The sequence below is a fragment of the Aestuariimicrobium sp. T2.26MG-19.2B genome (genome assembly GCF_950101875.1).
Lineage (GTDB): Bacteria > Actinomycetota > Actinomycetes > Propionibacteriales > Propionibacteriaceae > Aestuariimicrobium > Aestuariimicrobium kwangyangense.
The window spans coordinates 697,054-719,660 of the sequence record NZ_CATNLW010000001.1; the positions used below are offsets into that span (position 1 = coordinate 697,054).

20 protein-coding genes and 1 tRNA gene are annotated in these 22,607 nt (G+C 68.7%); 17 read left to right on the forward strand and 4 right to left on the reverse strand.

Annotated elements, in window-relative coordinates; genetic code table 11:
* Nucleotides 1–125: 125 nt before the first annotated feature.
* The 9 genes from QQZ11_RS03185 to QQZ11_RS03225 all read left to right on the forward strand — a co-directional run bounded on the left by QQZ11_RS03185 (nucleotide 126) and on the right by QQZ11_RS03225 (nucleotide 9,248).
* On the forward strand, nucleotides 126–1,250 hold the full coding sequence (locus QQZ11_RS03185) for a class I SAM-dependent methyltransferase (RefSeq protein WP_284548630.1): 1,125 nt from the start codon (nucleotides 126–128) through the stop codon (nucleotides 1,248–1,250).
* On the forward strand, nucleotides 1,247–2,161 hold the full coding sequence (gene serB, locus QQZ11_RS03190; protein WP_284548631.1) for a phosphoserine phosphatase SerB: 915 nt from the start codon (nucleotides 1,247–1,249) through the stop codon (nucleotides 2,159–2,161). The genes QQZ11_RS03185 and serB overlap by 4 nt, the downstream gene beginning before the upstream one ends.
* Nucleotides 2,162–2,202: 41 nt before the next feature.
* On the forward strand, nucleotides 2,203–3,033 hold the full coding sequence (locus tag QQZ11_RS03195) for an aldose epimerase family protein (RefSeq protein ID WP_284548633.1): 831 nt from the start codon (nucleotides 2,203–2,205) through the stop codon (nucleotides 3,031–3,033).
* A gap of 269 nt (nucleotides 3,034–3,302) precedes the next feature.
* On the forward strand, nucleotides 3,303–4,817 hold the full coding sequence (locus tag QQZ11_RS03200; RefSeq protein WP_022909321.1) for an acetyl-CoA hydrolase/transferase family protein: 1,515 nt from the start codon (nucleotides 3,303–3,305) through the stop codon (nucleotides 4,815–4,817).
* Nucleotides 4,818–5,001: 184 nt separating this feature from the next.
* Nucleotides 5,002–6,219 carry a M20 metallopeptidase family protein gene (locus QQZ11_RS03205; RefSeq protein ID WP_284548634.1) on the forward strand — a complete coding sequence of 406 codons (1,218 nt, stop codon included), beginning with the start codon at nucleotides 5,002–5,004 and terminating at the stop codon, nucleotides 6,217–6,219.
* Nucleotides 6,220–6,268: 49 nt separating this feature from the next.
* A complete protein-coding gene (locus QQZ11_RS03210; RefSeq protein WP_284548635.1) occupies nucleotides 6,269–7,579 on the forward strand; it encodes an MFS transporter in 1,311 nt (436 codons plus the stop codon).
* Between the two features lie 207 nt (nucleotides 7,580–7,786).
* On the forward strand, nucleotides 7,787–8,473 hold the full coding sequence (locus QQZ11_RS03215) for a hypothetical protein (protein ID WP_284548636.1): 687 nt from the start codon (nucleotides 7,787–7,789) through the stop codon (nucleotides 8,471–8,473).
* Between the two features lie 39 nt (nucleotides 8,474–8,512).
* Complete coding sequence (locus QQZ11_RS03220) at nucleotides 8,513–9,112, forward strand: type II toxin-antitoxin system PemK/MazF family toxin (protein ID WP_284548638.1); 600 nt, start codon at nucleotides 8,513–8,515, stop codon at nucleotides 9,110–9,112.
* Between the two features lie 65 nt (nucleotides 9,113–9,177).
* Nucleotides 9,178–9,248 (forward strand) — tRNA-Gly (locus QQZ11_RS03225).
* Between the two features lie 33 nt (nucleotides 9,249–9,281).
* On the opposite strand, the gene QQZ11_RS03230 is transcribed toward QQZ11_RS03225, so the two are convergent.
* Nucleotides 9,282–11,048: a glycoside hydrolase family 15 protein gene (locus QQZ11_RS03230; protein WP_284548639.1), complete on the reverse strand. Its 1,767-nt coding sequence runs from the start codon at nucleotides 11,046–11,048 to the stop codon at nucleotides 9,282–9,284.
* Nucleotides 11,049–11,175: 127 nt separating this feature from the next.
* Between QQZ11_RS03230 and QQZ11_RS03235 the strand changes: the two genes are divergently transcribed.
* Together QQZ11_RS03235 and QQZ11_RS03240 are read left to right on the forward strand one after the other, a co-directional pair.
* Complete coding sequence (locus QQZ11_RS03235) at nucleotides 11,176–12,192, forward strand: SDR family oxidoreductase (RefSeq protein ID WP_284548640.1); 1,017 nt, start codon at nucleotides 11,176–11,178, stop codon at nucleotides 12,190–12,192.
* On the forward strand, nucleotides 12,189–12,503 hold the full coding sequence (locus QQZ11_RS03240) for a hypothetical protein (RefSeq protein WP_284548642.1): 315 nt from the start codon (nucleotides 12,189–12,191) through the stop codon (nucleotides 12,501–12,503). Before QQZ11_RS03235 ends, QQZ11_RS03240 begins: the two co-directional genes overlap by 4 nt.
* 1 nt (nucleotide 12,504) lies before the next feature.
* On the opposite strand, the gene QQZ11_RS03245 is transcribed toward QQZ11_RS03240, so the two are convergent.
* From QQZ11_RS03245 to QQZ11_RS03255, 3 genes are all read right to left on the reverse strand, one after another.
* Nucleotides 12,505–12,990 carry a MarR family winged helix-turn-helix transcriptional regulator gene (locus tag QQZ11_RS03245; RefSeq protein ID WP_022909313.1) on the reverse strand — a complete coding sequence of 162 codons (486 nt, stop codon included), beginning with the start codon at nucleotides 12,988–12,990 and terminating at the stop codon, nucleotides 12,505–12,507.
* A 57-nt stretch (nucleotides 12,991–13,047) separates the two neighbouring features.
* The gene (locus QQZ11_RS03250) at nucleotides 13,048–13,935 is read right to left on the reverse strand and encodes a serine/threonine-protein kinase (protein WP_284548644.1); all 888 of its coding nucleotides are present in this window, start codon (nucleotides 13,933–13,935) and stop codon (nucleotides 13,048–13,050) included.
* A gap of 340 nt (nucleotides 13,936–14,275) precedes the next feature.
* On the reverse strand, nucleotides 14,276–15,904 hold the full coding sequence (locus tag QQZ11_RS03255; protein ID WP_284548646.1) for a PxKF domain-containing protein: 1,629 nt from the start codon (nucleotides 15,902–15,904) through the stop codon (nucleotides 14,276–14,278).
* A 322-nt stretch (nucleotides 15,905–16,226) separates the two neighbouring features.
* Here QQZ11_RS03255 and QQZ11_RS03260 point away from each other — a divergent pair, with 322 nt between their 5' ends.
* The 6 genes from QQZ11_RS03260 to ppgK all read left to right on the forward strand — a co-directional run bounded on the left by QQZ11_RS03260 (nucleotide 16,227) and on the right by ppgK (nucleotide 22,541).
* Nucleotides 16,227–16,778, forward strand: a complete 552-nt coding sequence (locus QQZ11_RS03260; protein ID WP_040437725.1) for a SigE family RNA polymerase sigma factor — start codon at nucleotides 16,227–16,229, stop codon at nucleotides 16,776–16,778.
* A complete protein-coding gene (locus QQZ11_RS03265; protein WP_284548647.1) occupies nucleotides 16,775–18,586 on the forward strand; it encodes a hypothetical protein in 1,812 nt (603 codons plus the stop codon). The genes QQZ11_RS03260 and QQZ11_RS03265 overlap by 4 nt, the downstream gene beginning before the upstream one ends.
* 124 nt (nucleotides 18,587–18,710) lie before the next feature.
* Nucleotides 18,711–19,442: a DUF1707 SHOCT-like domain-containing protein gene (locus QQZ11_RS03270; protein ID WP_284548648.1), complete on the forward strand. Its 732-nt coding sequence runs from the start codon at nucleotides 18,711–18,713 to the stop codon at nucleotides 19,440–19,442.
* Between the two features lie 43 nt (nucleotides 19,443–19,485).
* Nucleotides 19,486–19,974 (forward strand): PH domain-containing protein, encoded by a 489-nt coding sequence (locus QQZ11_RS03275; protein WP_022909307.1) that lies wholly within the window; start codon nucleotides 19,486–19,488, stop codon nucleotides 19,972–19,974.
* On the forward strand, nucleotides 19,971–21,413 hold the full coding sequence (locus tag QQZ11_RS03280) for a PH domain-containing protein (RefSeq protein ID WP_284548649.1): 1,443 nt from the start codon (nucleotides 19,971–19,973) through the stop codon (nucleotides 21,411–21,413). Before QQZ11_RS03275 ends, QQZ11_RS03280 begins: the two co-directional genes overlap by 4 nt.
* A 315-nt stretch (nucleotides 21,414–21,728) precedes the next feature.
* Complete coding sequence (gene ppgK, locus QQZ11_RS03285) at nucleotides 21,729–22,541, forward strand: polyphosphate--glucose phosphotransferase (RefSeq protein WP_284548650.1); 813 nt, start codon at nucleotides 21,729–21,731, stop codon at nucleotides 22,539–22,541.
* Nucleotides 22,542–22,607 lie beyond the last annotated feature (66 nt).

The window sequence follows — 22,607 nt, forward strand, 5'->3', positions numbered from 1 at the left end:
CGGAACCATTGTGTCGTGCCACAGTGCCACGTGGGTCTCTGATCAGTCACGATTCCCGGGGCCCGCAGCCGGTCGCGGGTCCGTCCGGGCGGACGCCCTCGAGAGCGACCGGTACGTTCGGCCGCATGGCCCTCGACCCCGCACGCCCACCCGCTGACCCCCCCGCCCTCGACCATGGCACCCGCTTGCTCCTCGACGAGGTCGAGCTCCCCCCACAGTCCAGGGTGCTGGTCGTCGATGAACCACTGCTCGCCGATCAGCTCAGCCCCGACCATCAGGTGTCGGCCTTCTGTGACCGCGGCGACCTGCACGCCTGTCTGCCGGCGGGGGTCGCGCGCGTCGAGCCCGGGATGCCCGCGGACGCCTCGGTCGCCCTGCTGCGCCTGCCCACCTCGCTCGACCAGTGGGACGAGTACGTGGGTTGGGCCTGGGACAGCGGGGTCCAGCAGATCGCCGCGGTGGGCCGCGAGAAAGACCTCGTCCACCGGCTCAACGACGTGCTCGGACGATGGTTCGGCGAGGTGCACGCCTCACGCGGTCGCAACAAGCACCGCGTGCTGCACGCCTCGTTGCCCCATTCCCAGCCGCGGGTTCCCGCGGAGGCGCGATGGCCCCGTCGGGCGCTCCGGGACGGCCTCACCATCGTCGCCCACGGAGGCACGTTCGGCACGACGAGGCTCGACGCCGGTACCCGCCTGCTGCTCGCCCAACTCGACGAGATCCTGGTCGACGCAGCCGACCGGTCGCGGCCGCTGCGGGTGCTCGACGTCGGGTCGGGCAACGGCACCATCGCCGCGGTGCTGATGCGCGCACTGCCCTCGTGCGAGGTCACCGCCGTCGACCTGTCGTGGGCGGGCGCCGCGGCCACGGGCGAGACCCTCCGGGCCAACGTGGCGCCGGGGCACCCGCAGCCACGGGTGCTCTGGGCCGACGGCATCGAGGTGCTGCGCGAGAGTGAACCGTTCGACCTGATCGTCAGCAACCCGCCGTTCCACCAGGGTGTGGCCAAGGACTCCGCCTTCGCCCGAGAACTACTGGACGAGGCCCCATCGCACCTCGCGCCCGGAGGGGCCTTCTGGCTCGTCCACAACACCCACCTGCCGTGGCTTCCGCTGCTGCGCCAGCGACACCCGGGTGCCGAGCGGTTGGCGCAGGACCGCCACTTCTCGGTGATTCGGGTGCCCGCCCCCACCACCGGGGCGTCCAGCAGTCCCAGCACCGTCCGGCGCATGCCTAGGCTGGGAGCGTGACCCAGCCCGTGCGACACGTCCTGTTCGGCCCCGGAACCCTCGATGATTCGGTCGGCGACGACCTGCTCGACCTGTTCGACGACGCCACCATCACCGACCAGGACTTCGAGATCGAGATCCGACGCGGCGACTGGGGCTGGTGCGTCGCTGCGCTGGCGCCCTCGTCCGACGAGAAGGTGCGGACGACGGCCGCGCGCCTTCGCGCGCTCGCAGGCGAGCACGGCTGCGACCACGCGGTGGTGACCGGGCGTCTGGCGACCCGGCCCCCGCGGCTCGTGGTCACCGACGTCGACTCGACCCTGACCACCACCGAGGCGATCGACCTGCTGGCCGAGGCCGCCGGCATGGGCGGGAAGGTGGCTGCGATCACCGAGCGGGCGATGCGCGGCGAACTGGACTTCACGGCGAGCCTGACCGAGCGGGTGGCCACGCTCGAGGGATTGCCGTCCACGGTGCTGGACGAGGTGTTCGGCAGCGTCCGGCTGAGTGAGGGCGCGCGTGAACTGGTGCAGCAGGTGCACGCCCTGGGAGCACTGTTCGGCGTGGTCAGTGGGGGTTTCACGGCCTTGGTCGACCCGCTGGTGGACGACCTCGCCATCGACCTCTCGGCGGCCAATGTGCTCGAGGTCGTGGATGGACGACTCACCGGACGCACCCGCGGCCCGGTGGTCGACCGCGCCTTCAAGGCCGACCAGCTGCGCGCCTGGGCGTCCGAACGTGACATTCCGCTCGACCTGACGGTGGCCGTCGGCGACGGCGCCAATGACCTCGACCTGCTCGACGCCGCCGGCCTGGGTATCGCCTACTGCGCCAAACCCCTCACCGCCGAGCGGGCCGACGCGTCCATCTCGTTCCCCCGACTCGACGCGGTAATGGCGCTGGTCGTCGACCCGATGGTGCATCAGGACTGAACCCGGGGGCGCCCCCGGCATGCCCTCACTACTGTGGGGGCATGGGAGCAGAACTGACCGCACTCGAGGGTGTCGGGGCCGACGACGGCAGGTGGTGGGTGGCCGACCACGGATCCCACGTGATGGCGTGGCAGCCGGCGGCGTCGGATCACCCGGTGCTGTGGCACGCACCGGAATCCTTGTGGGAGTCAGCCCTCGACGACCAGGACGGCGCCTACCTGCGCGGCGGGGTGCCGATCTGTTTCCCCTGGTTCGGCACCGGCGGCACACCGGCGCACGGGCTCGCGCGCAGGCAGGTCTGGGAACGGCTCGACGAGGACTGGTCCGACGACGGCGCAACGCTGCGGGTGAGGCACTGGCTGATCCATGACCAGTTGGAGGCGTTCCACACGGTCACGATGACCCCCGATTCGCTCGAACTGGTGCTCGAGTTCACCAACAACAGCCCAGACGAGCAGCGGGTCGAGGCTGCCCACCACACCTACCTGGCCGTCTCGGACGTGACCCGCGTCAGCATCGACGGGCTCGCCGGTGCGCCGTACTGGGATGCGGCCCGCGACCGCCGCGATGTCATCCCACCAGGCCCGGTGAGCATCCATCCGCGCACCGATGCCGTGATCGACACGACCGGCGTGGTCAGGCTGGGCGACCCTGGATGGGGTCGCAGCATCACCGTGGAGCGCGAGGGGTCACCCCAGGTCGTGGTGTGGAACTCCCGGCCCGCGGTCGACCCCGGGCTGGGGGTCACCAATGACCACTGGCGCGAATTCGTCTGCATCGAATCGGCCCTGTGCCGCGAGCATGCGCTCCCCCTCGCCCCCGGAGCCACCCACCGTCTCGTCACCCGATTGACGGTCACCCCGACCCAGTGACCAGCCCCGGGCGGGATGGCCCTCCACTGCAGGCAGTGCAGCTGAACGAGCCATCGCGGCCCATTCGGGACGCTAAGGCCGTTCCAGGTGCACAGGCTGCAGGTCGAGCACCGGGCCCACCCCGCCACTCCCGACGCGGCCCCGCCGGCGTCGGTGGTCATCGATCGTCGGGCGCCAGCGATCTCTCGACCCGCGGCCCGATCGCGAAAGCCCCTCCGGTAGCGTGACCCCAGATGGGTCACGACCCGCAGAACTTTCGAGGAGGAAAGATGTCCAACCGCATCGCCAACGAGGGTTTTCGCCAAAAGGTGATGACCGCCGACGAGGCTGCCGCGATCGTCCACCACGGCATGAGTGTCGGTTTCTCGGGCTTCACCGGTTCGGGCTACCCCAAGGATGTGCCGATGGCCATCGCTGAGCGGGCCAAGGCCGCGCACAGCAAGGGCGAGGAGTTCAAGATCGGCGTCTGGACCGGCGCCTCGACCGCCCCCGAGCTCGACGGTGCCCTGGCCGAGGCCGACGCCGTCGACTGGCGCATGCCGTACCAGTCCGACCCCTCCATGCGCTCGAAGATCAACGCCGGGTCGGCCTACTACTCCGACATCCACCTCTCCCACGCCGCCACCTACGTCTCGCAGGGCTTCTTCGGCAAGCTGCACGTGGCCGTCATCGAGATCAGCGGCATCACCGCCGACGGTGAGCTCATCCCCTCCTCCTCGGTGGGCCTCAACCGCACCTACCTCGATGCCGCCGAGAAGGTCATCCTCGAGGTCAACGAGTGGCAGTCCGAAGACCTCTTCGGCATGCACGACATCTACTACGACATCGCCGCGCTGCCCCCGAATCGGGTCCCGATTCCCCTGACGAAGCCCTCTGACCGCATCGGTGGCAAGACGCTTCACGTCGATCCCGACAAGGTGGCCGCCGTCGTCGTCACCCACGGTCCCGACCGCAACAGCCCCTTCAAGCCGCTCGACGAGGACTCGAAGGCGATCGCCAGCAACCTGCTGGACTTCTTCGACGTCGAGGTCAAGGCCGGACGACTCCCCGAGAACCTGCTGCCCCTGCAGTCGGGGGTGGGCAACATTGCCAACGCGGTGCTGGCCGGTCTGCTCGAAGGTCCGTTCGAGAACCTCACCTCGTACACCGAGGTGATCCAGGACGGCATGGTCGACCTGCTCGACTCGGGCAAGCTGACCGTCGCCTCGGCCACCGCCTTCTCGCTGTCGCCCGAAGCCGCGGCGAAGGTGAACGACAACGCGAAGAAGTACCGCGACCTGATCATCCTTCGTCCCCAGGACGTGTCGAACCACCCCGAGTTGATTCGGCGACAAGGTGTCATCGCCTGCAACGGCATGATCGAGGCCGACATCTACGGCAACGTGAACTCGACCCACGTCATGGGTTCGCGCATGCAGAACGGCATCGGCGGCTCGGGTGACTTCACCCGCAACGGCTACATCTCCGCCTTCGTGACCCCCTCGACGGCCAAGGGCGGGGCCATCTCGTGCATCGTGCCCATGGTCAACCACGTCGACCACACCGAGCACGACACCGACGTGATCATCACCGAGCAGGGTCTGGCCGACCTGCGTGGACTGGCCCCGCGCAAGCGCGCGAAGGTGATCATCGAGAAGGTGGCCCACCCCGACTACAAGGAGCAACTGCTCGACTACGTCGCGCAGGCCGAGAAGAAGGCCAACGGGCTGCACACCCCGCACGACCTGGCGACCGCCCTGAGCTGGCACGTCAAGTTCCTGCAAGACGGCACCATGAAGGCCTGACCTGGCCCCAGCCCACGGCAGTGTGCCACGCAGACTGGCCGCGAGACGGAGGACGAACCCCTCGGGGATTCGTCCTCCGTTCCACGTCATGGGGGTTTCCACTTCCGCGTCATTGGCTGCCCCAGGGCCCGCAACGGGTCTACGGTCGACAGGAATCCTGGACCCCTCGACCAAAGGAAGCCCCTTGTCAAACCTTCGTGACCACGCCTCATCGCTTCAGGACGACCTCGTGCGGCTTCGCCGCGAGTTGCACCAGATCCCCGAGATCGGACTGCAGGTTCCCGCCACCCAAGCAGTGTTGCTGCGCGAACTCGAGGGTCTCCCCCTCGAGATCAGCACCGGCGAGCAGGTGAGTTCCATCACCGCGGTGCTGCGCGGCGGCAAGGCGCCCGAGCGGGTGGCCGACCGGCCCGTCGTTCTGCTGCGCGGCGACATGGACGCGCTGCCCGTCACCGAGCAGACCGGCCTCGACTTCGCCAGCACCAACGGCGCGATGCACGCCTGCGGTCACGACCTGCACATGAGCCTGCTGATCGGTGCTGTCCGCACGTTGTGCCACGTGAAGGACGACCTGACCGGTGACGTGGTGTTCATGTTCCAGCCCGGCGAGGAAGGCATGGACGGTGCCCAGTCCATGATCGACGAGGGCATCCTCACCGCCGCGGGCAAGAAGGCCGACGCCGCCTTCGCCATCCACGTCTTCTCAGCCCTGGAGCCGTACGGCACCTTCGCCACTCGTCCCGGCGCCATCATGGCGGCGACCAACAAGTTCAAGGTGACGATGAAGGGCAAAGGCGGCCACGGGTCGGCCCCGTGGATGGCCAAGGACCCGGTACCGGCGCTGGCGGAGTTGGTCACGGCCACCCACGCCATGGTCACCCGCGAGTACAGCCCCTTCGACCCGGTGGTGGTCACGGTCGGCAAGCTCGCCGCCGGCACCGCCGAGAACGTGATCCCTGCCGAGGGCATGTTCGAGACCACCGTTCGCTGCTACTCGCAGGAGAACACCAAGAAGCTCGGGACGACGCTGGTGCGCCTTGCCGAGGGGATCGCCTCGGCCCACGGTCTCGAGGTCGACGCCACCTACACCGAGTCGTACCCCGTCACCCTCAATGACCCCGACTACGCAGCCTTCACCGCGCAGACGGTTCGCGACGTGTTCGGCGACGACCGCTTCACCGAATGGGCCAACCCGTTGACCGGGTCGGAGGACTTCAGCCGCGTCCTGCTCGAGGTGCCGGGCTGCTACGTGGCCCTGTCGGCCGTGCCGGCGGACGTCGACCCCGCGACCGCCACCTACAACCACGCCCCGCAGGCCACCTTCGACGACGGCGTCATCGCCGACGGGGCGGCGCTGCTGGCCGAACTGGCCGTACGGACGTTCGCCAAGCTCAACGGCTGACCGCTCCGCGACCCCAAACCCCCTGCCCCCTGCCCCCAGGAGACTCCCCATGAGCACGTCCACCCTGCCCACCCCCGGCACCGTCCGACCCCGCCAGAGTGCCCTCAAGACACTGTTCGGCACGGGTGTCGGCAATGCCCTGGAGTGGTACGACTGGAATGTCTACGCGACCTTCTCGGTGTACCTCGCAGCCGCCCTGTTCTCGACGGACAACCCCCAGTCGGCCTTCCTGAAGACGCTCGCCGTGTTCGCGGTCGGGTTCGTGGCTCGTCCGTTCGGAGGGCTGGTGTTCGGCTGGATCGCCGACAAGATCGGGCGCAAGCACTCGCTGGCGCTGGCCGTCATCTTCGCCTCCCTCGGCTCGCTGCTGATCGGTTTGACACCGAGCTACGCCAGTTGGGGCGCGTGGTCGTCGGCCCTGTTGCTCGTCGCCCGGCTGATCCAGGGACTCGCCCACGGCGGTGAGTTGCCCAGCGCGCAGACCTACCTCTCGGAGCAGGCTCCGGCAGCCAGACGTGGCCTGTGGGCCTCGGCGATCTACATGACGGGAACGCTGGGACTGCTGGTCGGTCTGGGTCTGGGCCTGTTGCTGCAGGCGGTGCTCACCAAGGAACAGATGGGTGACTTCGGCTGGCGCATCCCCTTCGTGGTCGGTGCCGTGCTGGGCCTGTTCGCCCTGTTCATCCGCTCCCGCATGGACGAGTCGGAGGTGTTCGAGTCAGGCAAGTCGGACGCGGCGGCGACGAAGGTCTCGGTCTGGCGAGACCTGGCCGCCCATTGGAAGCCGGCGCTCCAGGTGATCGGCATGACCGTCGGTCTGACCATCACGTACTACATCTGGAGTGTGTCGATCGCCGCCGTCGCGCAGAAGTCGTTGGGCTACTCCGCCGAACAGGCCTTCGAGGCTTCCCTGATCGGCAACATCGTGTTCATCGCGGTGCTGCCTTTCTGGGGCATGTTCTCCGACCGGTACGGACGAAAGCCCGCCATGCTGATCGCGATGGTGGGGGCAGCCATTGCCTACGTGCCGATGCTCATGCTCGTCCGTGGACAGTTCTGGCAGTTGCTGGTCGCCATCTGCGTGATGCTGATCCTGCTCGGCGCCTTCCTGGCGATCGCCCCCGCGGCGTACGCCGAGATGTTCCCGACCCACGTGCGGGCCACCGGTTTCGGGCTCCCCTACTCGATCGCCATTGCAGCCTTCGGAGGCACCGCGCCCTACATCAACACCTGGTTGTCGGGTTACAGCCGGTGGCACTTCGCCGGCTACGCCATCGTGGCGTTGCTGATCTCCGCGGCCACGATCCTCACGTTGAAGGAGAGCCGCGGCAAGCACCTCGGCGAGGCAGTCACCAACTGACCCACTGATGGGCCCACCCGCGGGAAGCCCGGGTCTCGTTGCACGTGCTCGAGACCCGGGCTTCGCCATGCCGGCACTCGCGGCAGCGCCCGTCCGGGGACGGCGTCGCTGCACATCGATGGCCTCGGGGTCTCGCCCGCGCGGCCGCTAGGCTGGTCGGGAGCCGAACGGTGGTTCGGTCAGTTCAGGGCAGGTCAGGAGGGCATCGTGGGCGAGAACCCCGAGATGGGCGCGCGGTCCGTGCCCGCGTGGGACGAACCTGAGGACCTGGATGCCACCCAGATTCGTCCGCGGCGCAGCCAACCCGAGGAGCCCCATCCGGCCCCGGCCCCCAAACCGATCCTGACCCTGCCCCCGTTGGACGAGATCCAACCCGGCATCCCCGTCTCGGAGGCCACGGGGCAACCCCGGCGTGACCCCGTGATGCTGGTCGGCATCGGCTTCCTCTATGCGTCCTCGATTGTGTCGGCGGTGGCCTTGGTGAAGGTGTGGTGGGACATGATCCACCTCCACACCTTCCCCACCTCGATCCGGATGGTCGAGTGGGCGAAGCCAGACTCCTGGTCACTCACGGCGGTCCTGTTGGCCGTGGCGGCTGCTGCGGCAGGGGCCACCATGGTCGCCGCTCCCGCGATCGCCGGCTTCAATGCCTGGAACGGATACCGCTGGAGCAGGATCGCCGCCATCGCGGCCGTGGCGTTGACGCTGCTCTCCATCCTGTTGAACGACTGGTCCTACGCGGCCATCCCGCTGTCGGCCATCGGCGCCGCCGTGCTGTGGCTCCCGCCGGTCAGTCGCTACTTCGGCCATTGGCAGGCGTTCCGCACTCCCGAGGAGCGCCACCCCCGCGACCTCAGCAACGTGCACTACGGGCCCGAGCCGCGCTACCTCTGAGCCCCTCCCGGTCGGTGCGCGGCCGCTAGAGTCGCCGCCATGGCGAACTCCTGGGGCCGCATCATTGCCGACGCTCTCGCTCGCGCTGCGCGCAGCACCCTGCGCGACCAGTTGCGCAAGCAGACGGGATCGAAGCGGACGACCACCCGCCGCCGGCCGACAACGAGGACAACCTCCAAGGCGCGAGGCGCTCGACCCCCAGGCGCACGTCCCCACGAGGACGCAGCGGACACCAGCGCCTATCCCGGCGACTACCAAGGTGACCTGTCGATCACCTATGCCCCCAACCCCGGTGACCTGCCCGACCCCGGCGAGGTGGTGTGGACGTGGGTGCCCTACGAGGAGGACCACCGTGCGGGGAAGGATCGTCCGGTCCTGCTGATCGGGCGAGACGGTGACTGGCTCTTGGCGCTTCCCCTGACGAGCAAGGACCACGACCGGGACGTCGAGCAGGAGGCCAGGGCAGGGCGCCACTGGATCGACATAGGCACCGGCACGTGGGACAAGCGTGGACGGCAGAGCGAAGCCAGGGTCGACCGGATCATCAGGGTCGATCCGGCGGCCTGCCGGACCGCGGGAATCAGGCTGGACGAAGGGGTCTTCCAGAAGGTGGCGGACGAGGTTCGTCGACACCGGTGAGCCCGAGTGGGAGCCGCGGACAAGAGCCGCTAGACTCGACCATCGTCCGGCTGTGAGGCCGGTTCGCGGGCGTAGCTCAATGGTAGAGCGCCAGCTTCCCAAGCTGGACACGCGGGTTCGATTCCCGTCGCCCGCTCTCCTGCGTCCGGGTGGCTGGACCCGTCGTCCCTCAGCTCCGCAGGCCGCCCCAAGGTGGTGGCTCGCTCGCGAGGCGACGAGCCGACTCCAGCAGCGCGGCGTGGACGAAGGCCTGGGGCAGGTTTCCCCGCAACTGCCGCTGCTCGACGTCGTACTCCTCCGTGAACAGACCCGGTGAGCCGCAGGCAGCGCGGTTGCGTTCGAACCAGCGGGCCGCCTCCAGGGGACGGTTGCCCTGGTGGAGGGCCATCGCCATGTCGAACCCGCACAACAGGAACGCACCCTCCGATTGCGCCAGTGGACCCTCGTCCTGCCGAAACCGGTACAGGTACTCCTCCCGGGCCAGGTCTTCCTGGATCGCCCGCAGCGTCGCGATCGAGCGTGGGTCCTGCGGGGCCAGCGCCCCGCGCAGCATCGGCCGCAGCAGGGAGGAGTCGACCCGGGGGTCATCGGGCGACCGCTGCCAGCGTCCCGAAGGATGAAGACAGTCGCGGGTGACGTCGGCGACGAGTTGGTCAGCCTGCGAACTCCACAGGGCGCCCTGCGGGCCGGGGGCGTGACGGCCGATCGAGCGCAGCCCCGCGGCGCAGATCAGGCGGGAGTGCGTCCAGTGGGCGTCCTGCAACTCCCACATGCCCGCGTCGGCCTGCTGGTACCGCTGGGCGATGGCGTCCGCTGCGATCTCCGCGGCCTTCCACTGCTCCAGATCGAGGCGGTCGTTCTCGGCGGCCGCGGCGAACAACAAGAGGGCTTCGCCGAAGGCATCGAGCTGGAACTGCTGGTTCACCCAGTTCCCTGCCCTGCCCGACCCACCCGGATAGCCCGGTAGTCCCGTGTCGTACTCATCGGGCACCGGGCCGCCCTGCACGGTGTAGGCGGGGCGCATCTGGGCGCCGTCGTCCAGCAGCCGGGACGAGACGAAACCGACCGCGTCGTCGAGCAGGGCGAACTCCTCGCAGGCCGCGACAGCGACCCCGACGAAGCACTGGTCGCGGATCCAGGCGTAGCGGTAGTCGTAGTTGCGCTTCTCCTGCGCCCGCTCGGGCAGTCCCATGGTGGCGGCCGCGACCATCGCGCCACCGCCCCCGGTCATGCCCCGCAACACGGCGTACGACTGGCGGCAGTCGTCCGGTGCGATCGTGTTGTCGAACTGGGGCACCTCGCGGTGCCAGTTGTACTCGGTGGCGCTCCACGCCTGGTCGGGATCGACGGGCTCGTCCGGGAGCGCCTCGTCCGAGATCTCGAGGACGAGGTCGTGCTGTTCCCCCTCACGCAGCCGCAGATCGAGCACGACTTCGCCGTCTCGCACGACCGCCTCGGCGGCACCACCCAACCGGACCCTCAGTGGTCCGCTTCGCGCCAGCCAGACCTCGCCGCGCTGGCGCAGGTGGCCCATGGCATGCCGTCCGAAGCCGGCCCTCACGTTCAACACCACCCGGATCTCGGCTTCCCCCATCACCGCCTGCACCCTCCGCAGCAGGACGGATCGATGTTTGTCGCCGGGATAGGCCAAAGCCTCACGGCACTCCACGATCCCGGTGCTGGTGATCCACCGGCTCACCCAGATCAGGGTCCCGTCCTCGTACTTGCCACCCCACACGTAGCGCGGATCCGTCGGGGTCACGGCGAAGCCGCCCCGCCCGCCCAGCAGTCCGGAGAAGACAGCGTCGTCGTGCCACTGGGGGGCGCACATCCACGCGATGTCCCCGCCGGGGCCGATCAGTGCGCCGCGTTCCCCGTCGGCGAGCAACGCGTATTCACGAAGGACGTGTGGCGGGAACTGGTCGGAGTGGGCCATGCCCCCACCCTAGTCGACCATTGCGTGCACGCAATCGTTGCGTTAGCGTCATTGGAATGGGTTCGGGTGCTGCGGTTCGTGCGCAGCGGTCGACGACCACCAGCTGACAACCGAAGGAGCAGTCCAGATGGGCACTGATCAGCGCATCATCGTCGTGACCGGGTCGACCGCGGGAATCGGTCGCGCGACCGCTGTGGCGTTCGGCAGGCAGGGGGCCACCGTCGTCCTGCTCGCTCGTGGGGAGGCAGGCCTGGCCGGGGCGGCTGCCGACGTCGAGCGAGCGGGCGGACGGGCCATGACGATCCCGGTCGACATGGCCGATCATGCGGCCGTCCAGGCCGCCGCCGACCGGGTCGAGGACGAGCTTGGTCCGATCGACGTGTGGGTGAATGTCGCCTTCACCTCCGTGTTCTCGCGGTTCGACCAGATCACCCCCGAGGAGTTCAAGCGTGTCACCGAGGTGAGTTACCTCGGTTACGTCTACGGCACCATGGCGGCCCTCTCCCACATGCGGCCGCGCGACCGGGGAACCCTCGTGCAGGTCGGCTCAGCCCTCGCCTACCGGGGCATCCCGTTGCAGTCGGCCTACTGCGGCGCGAAGCACGCGATCCAGGGGTTCAACGAATCACTGCGCACCGAGTTGATGCACGAGCACAGCCGCATCCACACGACCATGGTGCAGATGCCCGCGGTGAACACACCCCAGTTCTCGTGGGTGCTGTCGCGGCTGCCACGGCAGGCCCAGCCCGTGCCGCCGATCTACCAGCCCGAAGTGGCCGCCGACGCGGTGCTGTTCGCCGCGGCCCATCCCCAGCGGCGCGAGTACTGGGTGGGCGGGAGCACCGCGGCCACCCTGATCGCCAACGCCGTGGTGCCCGGCCTGCTCGACCGGTACCTGGCGAAGACCGGGTTCTCGTCCCAGCAGGCCCCCGACCCGAAGCCGGCCGACCAACCCGCCAACCTGTGGGAACCGGCGGACTCCGAACGCGACTTCGGCACCCACGGCATCTTCGACGCGCGGTCGACCTCGCGCAGCCACCAGCTCTGGGGCTCCCAGCACCATGGGGCGATGGTCGCGGCGGCCGGGGCCCTGCTGGGAGTGTCCATCACGGCCCGAATCCTCTCCCGCAAGGGATCACGATGAGAGCACAGGACGCGCTCCGGCTCGGGTACGGGCTGGCCGAGCCTGCGGCCCCTCGGCTCCTCGAGGGTCGACTGCTCCCCACGGACGACGCGAGGGGGCGGACGGCGCTGCGAGTACTGGGGGCACGCCACGTCGTCCAGGCCGCAGTCGGGGCGGTCGGAGGGCATGGTGTGCGCCGGTTGGGAGGGCTCGTGGACGTCCTGCACGCCATCAGCATGATCGTGGTGGCGACGGCCGATCCGGCGCGCCGAACTGCGGCTGCGGCGAATGCCGCCACGGCACTTGGGTTCGCCTGGGCAGAGCTTCGCTGAATCAGCGTGCCGGGCCGAGTGCGAACCGGCCGTCCTCGGACCCTTCCCCACCGCCGGCATCGGCGAACACCTGCATGGCACGAGCAACCGACTCCTGCTCCGGGGAGGGGATGCGTTCGATCACGTCGGCGATGGCCGTGCGGCGGTGCCCGAGCACCGAATCGACCAGGGCCCGACCCTGGGCGGTCAGGTCGAGCTTGAGGTAGCGGCGGTCAGTCGGTTCCTGCCGGCGGCTCAACAGATCAGCCGCGACCAGGCGATCGCAGGTTCGTGTGGCATTGGACGCGTGCACGCCCAGTTCGCGCGCCACCGCACCGAGATTCTGCGGACCGTGGAGGGCGATCAGCACCAACACCCGCAGCTGGGGGGAGGTGACTCGATCCTCCACCTCGATGACCGATCGGGCCGCAACCCGCAACAGCACATCGGCGGCCCTCATCACGGCCTCGACCTGTGCCGGTCGGCTGCTCAGCTCGGGATGCTCCACGGCACAGTATCCCCACAGCTTTTGCGCTCGCGCAACCCTTGCGTGGGGCCAGAGGTGTCAGCTGGCGGCCATGCGGCGTGGCAGCACGGCCATGGCGACAGTCGCCTCAGGGTCGACCGGCTCCCGGTCGTCCACCGGGGCCGACTGAGCCTCGAGCATGACGCACAGGGCTGCAGCCGTCGGGCGGTCCCCCGGCTCCTTCTCCAGGCACGCCGTGATCGTCGCCTCCAGGTCTGCCGGGGTGCCCGGGGGCACCGGAGGTGGCGGGTCCTGCACGTGCGAGAGCGCCGTGGCGATCGGAGTTCCCTTGTCGAAGGGCTTGGAGGCGGTCAGCATCTCGTGCGCGAGCACACCCAGGCTGTAGATGTCGGTCGCGGTGCTGACCGTCTGCCCGAGCGCCTGTTCGGGGCTGAGGTAGTGCGCCGTTCCGAGCACCTGGCCCGTCATGGTCCGCGACTCCCCGCCGACGGGGCGAGCGATGCCGAAGTCGGTCAGCTTGGCGCCCCCCTCGGCCATCAGGACGTTGGCCGGTTTGATGTCTCGGTGGATGATGCCCGCCTCGTGGGCCTGGACGAGGGCTGAGGCCAGCTCGGCGAGCACGGTCCGCACCGCCTCCGGTCCCATCGGGCCCAGCGACAACACCCGCGAGAGCGTGGGGCCGTCGACGAACTCCATCACCAGGTAGGAGAGACCTTCGAAGTCGACGAAGTCATGGATGGTCACGATGTTGGGGTGCGACAGCTGGGCGGCAAACCTGGCCTCGTCGCGAAAACGGTCGGCGAGGACGGCCTCGTCCGGGCTGTTCGGATGCATGATCTTGAGCGCCACTCGACGGCCCAAGGTGTCGTCCAGCGCCTCCCAGACCTGACCCATGCCTCCCGACGCCACGTGACGGACCAGTCGGTAGCGCTCCGAGAGCACCAAACCTGGACGCAGTCGCTGCATTTCCTACTCCGATCAACCCTCACCACCGTGGCCGTGCGCTCGTCGCTGCCGGCTGGGCCGACGGCCGAAACAATGCGGTCAGGAACTCATCCTCATGCGTCACTGCTCACGATACTCGTTCAGCGGCAGAGCCACGACTAGCGCCGCAAGCGGCTGCGCACGCACGGCTCGTCCACCCTCGCAAGTGACGGCCACGCGTCGATGCACCCCAAAAGGGGGTTGACTCCGCTGCTGCACCGTGCATTCCACGAGCAGCGTTGTGTGATTCGCCACACCGGAAGAACTCGCCTCGGGCACACCAAAGGGCCCGGCCGAATGGCCGGGCCCTTGGCGAATGGAGCTACTTGATGATCTGGACGTTGATCGAGCGGGTGGTGCCGTCATCCAGGGCGACCGTCAGCTTCCACGAACCCGCGGTGAAGGCGGTTGCGGTGCTGCTGCCCGGGTTGGTGTAGCCGGCCTTCGTGCTCAGGTTGAAGATGTACTGCGAATCGCTGAAGCGGAACAGGTTGCCCGAGGTCGCGGCAGAGGTCGAGATGGCCTCGTCGATACCGGCATCAGGATTGAGGTCGGCGTTGCTCACGTAGAGCTTGGCCACCGCGGTCGAGATCGGCGATCCATTGCAGGTGAGCTGGAACTTCACCGGGATGGTGCTGCCCAGCTTGAAGCGGCTCTTGCCATCGCCATTGATCGGCTGGGAGAAACCACCGAAGGCTGCGCCGTACCTGACGGTGTAGGTGCGCGACTCGGCGGTGCTGTTGTCGGCCTTGTCGGTGGCCCAGGCGCTGTAGGTGTAGCTGCCGACACCCGAGCCGGTGGTGGGCTGTGACCACGAGTCGTTCGAGGTGGCCAGACCCGACAGTGCATCCGAAGGGGCGAACGACGGACGATCCAGGGCCCCGGCAGTGCAGAGGTCGATCGAGGCGCCGGATGCGGGACCGCTGATGTTGAGGCTGGGCGCCGTCAGGTCGATGTTGATGCCACCCACCGTGTCATCAGCGGTGTTGCCCGCCTTGTCCGCACAGGTAGCGGTCTCCGACTGGCCCGCGCCTTCAGCGCTGAGCACCTTGGTCACGGTGTCGTTGAGGGCACCGCTCAAGCTGTCCGAGCACGTCCACGTCACGGTCACGGCGCCGTTGTTCCAACCGTTGCCATTCGCCGCCGGCGAGGCGCTCCCACCGATGGTCGGGGCGGTCAGGTCGATGTTGATGCCGCTCACCGTGTCCGAGGCCGTGTTGCCGGCCGCATCGGTACAGATTCCCGTGGCCGACTGGTTGGCTCCCTCGGAAGAGAGCGTCTGGCTGACGGTGGGCGCGGCAACGCCTCCCGCATCCTCACACGACCAGGTCACCGTCACGGGCACGTTGCTCCAGCCCTGGGCGTTGGCGGCGGGCGTCGTGCTGACCCACCGGATCACCGGGTCAGTGGTGTCCTTGGCTGGCCCACAGGTCACCCCGGTGGCCGTCCACGGCAGGGTCACTCGAGTCGTCGTCGTGACGGGGTATCCGGTCTTGTTGCTGGACCCCGTACCGGAGAGCTCCACGGTCAAAGATCCGCTGAGACCGCCTTGCACGGTGGGCGTCACCGTGATCGACAGGGCTGACCCTTCGGCCATGACGTTGTTGTCCGCACGATCCCAGTTCGACGGGATCTTGAGCGACCCGTCTGTCACGGAGACGGCAGCTGCGCCGGTGACGCTGGCGGTGGTCGTCAGGACGGCGTCATTGGCGAACACCTGCGGGTTCCCGTAGTTCCCATTCCGCTTGGCGGCCACCTGCACCACCTTGGTGAGGGGCGTGCCGACGCAGGACGATCCCAGGTCGATGGAGGCCGACTCAGTCACGGGAACGACCCCGTCCCCGTCGACCACGGTGTTGTCGGCATGTGCGCCCAGCGGTGCCACCAGCAGCAGAGCGGCGGCAGATCCAGCGACCGCACAGCGGCGCAGGGCATTGCGAAGTTTTGTCACGGAGTCCCCCAACTCAAACGGTGCGCCGCGGTCCCCATTAACCGCTCCTGTGCGCAGAATGAATCATTGCACGACACCATTGATCGAGCGCAAGAGGGAGTCCCAAAAACGCCTGGGATATTTCCGGTTCCCGTCGCCCCACAGCACGTGCTCAGAAAACCAAGGGCTGCTGCGCGTAATGGGCGCACTTCTTCACCCGGCCAAACTCCCCAGATCGCCCGCCCCAGCCAACGACGTCACGATTTGATCACGGCCGCCGCGCGGGTCAACCCTTTGGCATCCACCCGACTTCTACCGGGTGAGGGGGGGGAGAATGACCACCATGGTGCAGACCCGTACGGGCCGGGACTGGTCGAGCTTCGACGAGTTCGTGCAACTCCGCGGTCCGGCGCTGTGGAGGTCGGCCTGGCTGCTCACCGGTGACCGCCAACGAGCCGAGGACCTCGTGCAGGACGCGTTGGCCCGGTGCTGGTCGAAGTTCGACCGCCTCAACACCGCCGACGACAACTACGAGGCCTACGTGCGCAAGGCCATCTTCAACGCCCACCTGGGCTGGTGGCGTCGCGGAACCTGGCGTGAGCGCACCCGTGAACTCGATGACACCGCCGACCTCAGGCCCGAGGTTCCGTTGGCCTCGTCCGACGAGGGTGACCTCGCCCGCGCCTTGGCTGGACTTCCCCGCCAGCAGCGAGCCGTGATCGTCCTGCGCTACTACGACGACCTCACCGAGGCGCAGACGGCTGACCTGCTGGGTGTCAGCGTCGGGACCGTGAAGCAGCACGCGCACCGCGCCCTGGCCAACCTGCGCCGCTCCCCCCACCTCGCCGAAGCCGACCGGGCCGTGCTGCCCACCGACCCCATGGAGCAACCATGACCAGTTTCCGCGACCGCCTGCACGGCCTCACCCCTCGTCCACCGTCGACCGACGACTGGGCTGCCCGAGCGGCCACCACCGGACGAGCCCGCCGCCGCACCCGCAACGCGGCTGCCAGCGCCGCAGCGCCAGCGGTCGTGGCCCTCGCCGCCGTACTCGCCACCCAGTACCTGCCAGGCATCGGTGACGGCCAGAACGCCGACGGCCGCATCCCAGCCACTCCCCTGCCTGCAGGATCGACCGGCCCCGTCGCTGCCCCGTGTCCGCGCGAGGCGTCGGACTACGTCGACGGCACCACCATCACCCTGCCCCTGGGAGCTGTCTCGCTGCGGTGGTGCACCGGGGGCGGCGACGCCATGTTGAGTGAGTACCCCCCACCCGAACCCCTCACCCGGGGGCTCGACGCGTGGGTGACCGCCTTCAACGCGCTGCCCAAGCTGCCGCGCGACGCGGCATGCACGGCAGACTGGTCGATCCCGGGCGCTGCCCTGCTCACCTACGCCGACGGCACCACCCGGATGGTAGCTGGCATGCGGGCCGGCTGCGGCACCATCGGCGGACGCGGAGGATTCGAGGCGATGCGCACTCGCACCATCGACGCCCTCACTGCACAGCGCACCTCGATGTTCGGCAACCAGGCGCCGCCCGCCGAGTCGTCCCAACCGTGCGCCGCCTACGGCTCGACCATCCCGGCGAGACTGGAGTGGATCACCGGCGCGGTGGTCTGCGAGGGCTACCCCACACCTACCGCGAAGGAGGTGGCAAGCTCTTCGTTGCCGGCACTGCTCGCCGACCTCCGGCACCATCACCGATCCGCCGGCGACGGGATCATCGCAGACGGCCCGACGATGCAGCTGCTGCAGGCCAATGGGGAGATGCTGGTGCTCACCTTCAGTCTCAGCAGCGGGGTCTGGACCTTCAGCCTCGACGGCGCCCAGCGTTCCTGGTCGCCGGACGAGGCCAGCCGCGTTGCCATCGCGCAGGCGTCCACTCCCACGACCCCATCGGCCATCACCCCTGTTCCCCCTGCGTCGCCCACGATCCCCAGCGAGGGAACGGTGCCGGCCTGCTCGCTGCCCGCCTCCCTCGCCCCAGCGTCGGGGCTGCCCAGCGGAGCGACCAAGGTCTGGTTCTGCTCGAATTGGCGCTTCGGTCCCGCGGAGCCCCTGGACACCCACCTCGACGAGTTCCTCGCCAGCACCGGTGGTGGCATCGAACCCTGCCTGGCCAACCCCCAGGACGAGTCCTTCGTGGCCGTGTACCCCGATGGCACCGCCGTGAAGTTGCGAATGCCAGCTGGCGCGTGTCATCCGCAGCCCCGGGCCGTCACCACGTTCGTCCGGCTGATGACCGAGCAGCGCTCGGCCCCGGGGTGGACGCCCACGGTCGTGGCACCACCACAGAAACTGTGCGCGTGGGACAGCTGGCAGACGCTGATGCCCGTCCGCCTGCAGGACGTCACCCAGGTTCGCTTCTGTGACCTGTCGAAGGTCACCCAGGACGACGGCTCGAGGGTGGCTGGACTGGTACTGAAGCCCACGGACGCGCAAACCCTGCTCGACGACCTGGCCACGCATTCGTCCCCCTCGGGGTCCACCGCACCCTCCGCCCCCCAGACCACGGCACCCGGGGTCAACACCGGACGAGTGGTGCTCGCGCTGCTGCGGACCAACGGTGAGCTGATCTGGGTTCGTGCGATGCCCAGCTCCACAACCGCCCTCACTTGGACGGACTCCGCCGGACAACCCATGCAGTGGACGCCGGACGCCGCCTCAGCAGCGATCCTCGAAGCCCTGCAGCCCCGCTGACCCACCGGCACAGCTGGAGGTGATCCGCTCCCGCGCCAGGGCGGATCGGGGGCGACCCCGAACCCTCCCGGAACCTCGCCCCACGGTCTCGCCAGCAGCCGCCGAGCGGCCTACCGTGGGCGCCATGACGGCGCCGAACTCCCCCACGAACGATCCCGACGCGATGGGCCAGCAGCCCCTCGAGGTGCTTCCCGGGGGGCACCTGCGCATCTCCGACGGGGACCGCGAACTGGTGACGACCGTGCTCACCACGGCGTACGCCGAGGGGCGGATCACCCGTGAGGAGTTCGACGAGCGCAGCACTGCCGTGCTGATGGCCAAGACGTTCAACGACCTGGCTCCGGTGACCGCCGACCTGATGCCGAGCGCCCCCGTCAAGGAGTACTCCAGTCCCCTGCCCTCACCGCGTCCGGCCGACGTCGACGCACTGGTGGTGGTCGACCCCGCGCACCAGTCACCCGACACCGACAACCTGTTCGGGCTGCTCGGTACGGCACGCCGGAGCGCGCCGGGTTGGCGGATGCATCGCAAGACCAGCGTGCTCGTGGGGCTCGGCGACGCCATCATCGACCTCACCCAAGGGGTGATGGAGAGTCCTCACGTCGAGATCGAGGTGATGATCGGGTTGGGCGACCTCAAGCTGATCGTTCCCGCCGGCGTGCAGGTGATCGATCGGGTCACCAACATCCTGGGCGACTCCAAGGTCATGGGCACCCGCCCCAAGCCAGGCGAAGGCCCGACCATCACCATCACCGGCGTGGTCGTGCTGGGTGACATCAAGGTGATGGGCCCCGACCACACCTCCTTCGCCAAGACACTACGGAAGGCCCACCGCCGGGCCATGCGGCACCACTGACCCCACCACCCGGTTCAGGCCGCGACTGGATAGGGTCGCGAGCATGGACGAGTTGTTCGCCCCACCGCGCGAGACCTGGCAGCGCCTCTCGCCGAACTTCCTGCGCCTGAAGAGGCGGATGGTCCTGGCCACGTGGGGTGTGCTGATCGTGCTGGCCGTGGTGCCGTCGGCGATCTGGGCGCCCTGGTGGGTTGCCGCCCTCGCCGGCGTGGCCCTGGCGGGAGTGATGGTGTGGCGGTTCATGCGCATCGCGCGATGGGTTGCCAGCTGGGGCTATGCCGAGAGGGACGACGACCTGTACCTCACCCACGGCCTGTTCTGGCGGTCGCTGTCGATCATCCCCTACGGCCGTATGCAGGCGGTGAACATCAGCTCCGGTCCGGTGGAGCGGGCCTTCGGACTGGCCACCGTGCAGCTGGTGACGGCCGCCGACCAGTCCGACGCCACCATTCCCGGACTGTCAGCCGAGGCCGCCAGTGAGCTGCGCGACCGTCTCACCGCAGCCGCCGAGGCCCGCGGGATGGGTCTGTGAACCAACTACCACCCGAACGGCTCCACCCCCTGACCCCCTTCGTGAAGGGGTGGGTGGGGCTGTTGGCCATCGTCTTCTTCGTGGGTCGCTCATGGCTCGAGAACGGGGGCCGCTTCGACGTCGACCACGTCACCTGGTGGGTGTGGATCCTGCTGGCCGCCATGGTCGGCTCCGTGCTGCTAGGATTCGCGAGCTGGCGTGCCACCACCTTCCGAATGGACGACGACGCGCTGCGCCTCGCCACCCGTTTCATCTGGAACACCTCGACGGTCATCAACTACTCCAAGGTGCAGTCGATCGACATCGTCTCGCCGCTTGCCGCTCGACTGGTGGGGGTGTGCAGCCTGCGCATCGACGTCGGCAGCGGCGCCCCGCACAAGTTGGAGTATTTGGGGCGGGCCAGGGCCGAACGCGTCAGGGACGAACTGGCACGGCGCGCGGCTCTCGTCCGGGACGCCGGTCGGGGCGGCACCCCCATGGCCGGGGCAGCGACCTCCGTTCGCACCGACGACGCTCGTGCCCTGCCGCAGCAGCGGGGTGCCCTGGACCGGTCCGACGACGTGGTGGTGAGCGTGCCGCCGGCACGTTTGGTGGCAGCGGTGGTGACCAGTGGTGAGTTCCTCGGCTCGATCGTGTTCGCACTGGTCGCACTCCTGCCATCGATCCTGACCCGACAGTTCGTGCTGGCCGGGCTCCTGGTGCCCGCCGTCTGGGGGCTGGGAGCGCTGGTCGTGAACCGGGTGGTGAAGGAGTGGGACTACCGCCTCCACGCGCCTGAGCGGGGCGTGGTCAGGGTGGCTCGTGGGCTCACCGACACCGTCAGCCAGACCGTGCCCGTCGAGCGCGTGCAGGGGTTCGAGCTGACCCAGTCATGGCTGTGGCGACGATTCGGCTGGTGGCGGGTGCGGTTCACCGTGTTGGGGTATCGCGGCGACGACGCCGACGAGGGGGGAAGCACGGTCCTGCTCCCCGTCGGCTCGTGGGCCGAGGTCCAGGTCGCACTGTCGGCCGTCTGGCCAGGTCTTGACCTGGGCTCACTGCAGTGGCAGGCCTTGCCCTCGCGAGCCCGGTGGCTGCACCCTCTCGACTGGCGCCAGCGCGGCTGGGCCGTCAACCCGCAGGTGGTGGCCGACCGGTCCGGACGACTGAACCGTCGCATCAGCCTGGTGGCGCCCGCCCGTGCCCAGTCGTGGGCAGTGCAGCAGGGGCCACTCGAGAGGCGGCTCGGACTGAGCGGGTTCTCGGTTCAGATCAGTGGTCATGTGGTGGCTCTCAACGTGACCGGTGTGGAACCGACAGTGGCTCGGGCGTTCGCTGAGAGTTTTTCAGGGTGGGTCCGCGCTGCTCTGACCTCCAGGACACTGTTTGACCCAGCATCCCGACCGGTCGGGTCCTGCGCGGACCCAGCCCTGTCTGCCGCCCCCCAGCGACAGTCATGAGGACAGTGATCGCATCCCGATCGATGCCCTCCGTAACAGGGTTACGGGTGTTTCCTTCAAATGCAAAGGTTTTCTGCTTGATGGGTGAAAACTTCAGGTTTCCTCTCGGCTGAATGAGCGTTTGAGCGAGTTCCGAGCCCCACCGCGGCCCCGCTTCCGCTGCTCGGACGGCACGCCTCCTGGGTCATCGGGCACGCCGTGGCCGCCAGCCGGAACAGCGCGTCATGAGGGCTCGGTGGTCCGTCCGCCGACCTGCCGCGAGCGACACGCGGACCGCACCGGTCGACCTCGACACCCACCCCCTAGGCTGAGCCCATGAGCATCGTTCTTGGCATTGACATCGGTGGTTCGGGCATCAAGGGCGCGCCCGTCGACCTCGAGACCGGCGACTTCGCCGCCGACCGCCTGCGCATCGACACACCGGCCAAATCGACCCCGGGCAATGTGGCCGACGTGGTGGCGCAGATCGTCGATCACTTCGCCGACCAGATCGGCGACGCACCGATCGGACTCACCGTGCCCGCCCCGGTCGTGCACGGCCACATCCCGATGATCGCCAACTTGCACCAGGACTGGAAGGGACTCGAGGCCGAGACCTTCTTCGCCGAGCGGTTGGGTCGTCCGATCACCGTCGTCAACGACGCCGACGCCGCCGGCGTCGCTGAGGTGCACCACGGTGCCGCCAAGGGCGTGCAGGGTCTGGTCATCCTCACCACCCAGGGCACGGGCATCGGCTCGGCCATCATCAACAACGGCATCCTCATCCCGAACTCCGAGTTCGGCCACCTCGAGATCGACGGCCACGATGCCGAGTCGCGCGCCGCGGCGTCCATCAAGGACAAGGAGGGCCTCTCGTACCGCAAGTGGGCCACCGAGCGCCTGCAGCGTTACTACGAGGTCGTCGAGGCGCTCATGTGGCCCGACCTGTTCGTCGTCGGCGGCGGGGTCTCGAAGGACCATGAGAAGTTCATTCCCCTGCTCAAGCTGCGCACCCCCATGATCCCGGCCGTGTTGCGCAACAAGGCGGGCATCATCGGGGCGGCCACGCTCGCCCAGCAGCGGGTGGAGCATCCCGACACCGCACCGGTGCTGCCGCACGCCGAGAACACGGTCGTCGACGAGGACTGAGCCACCGGCTCGCCCATGGTCGGGCGCTGGCTCCGCCACGCGCCCGATCGTGGGCCCTTGACGCAG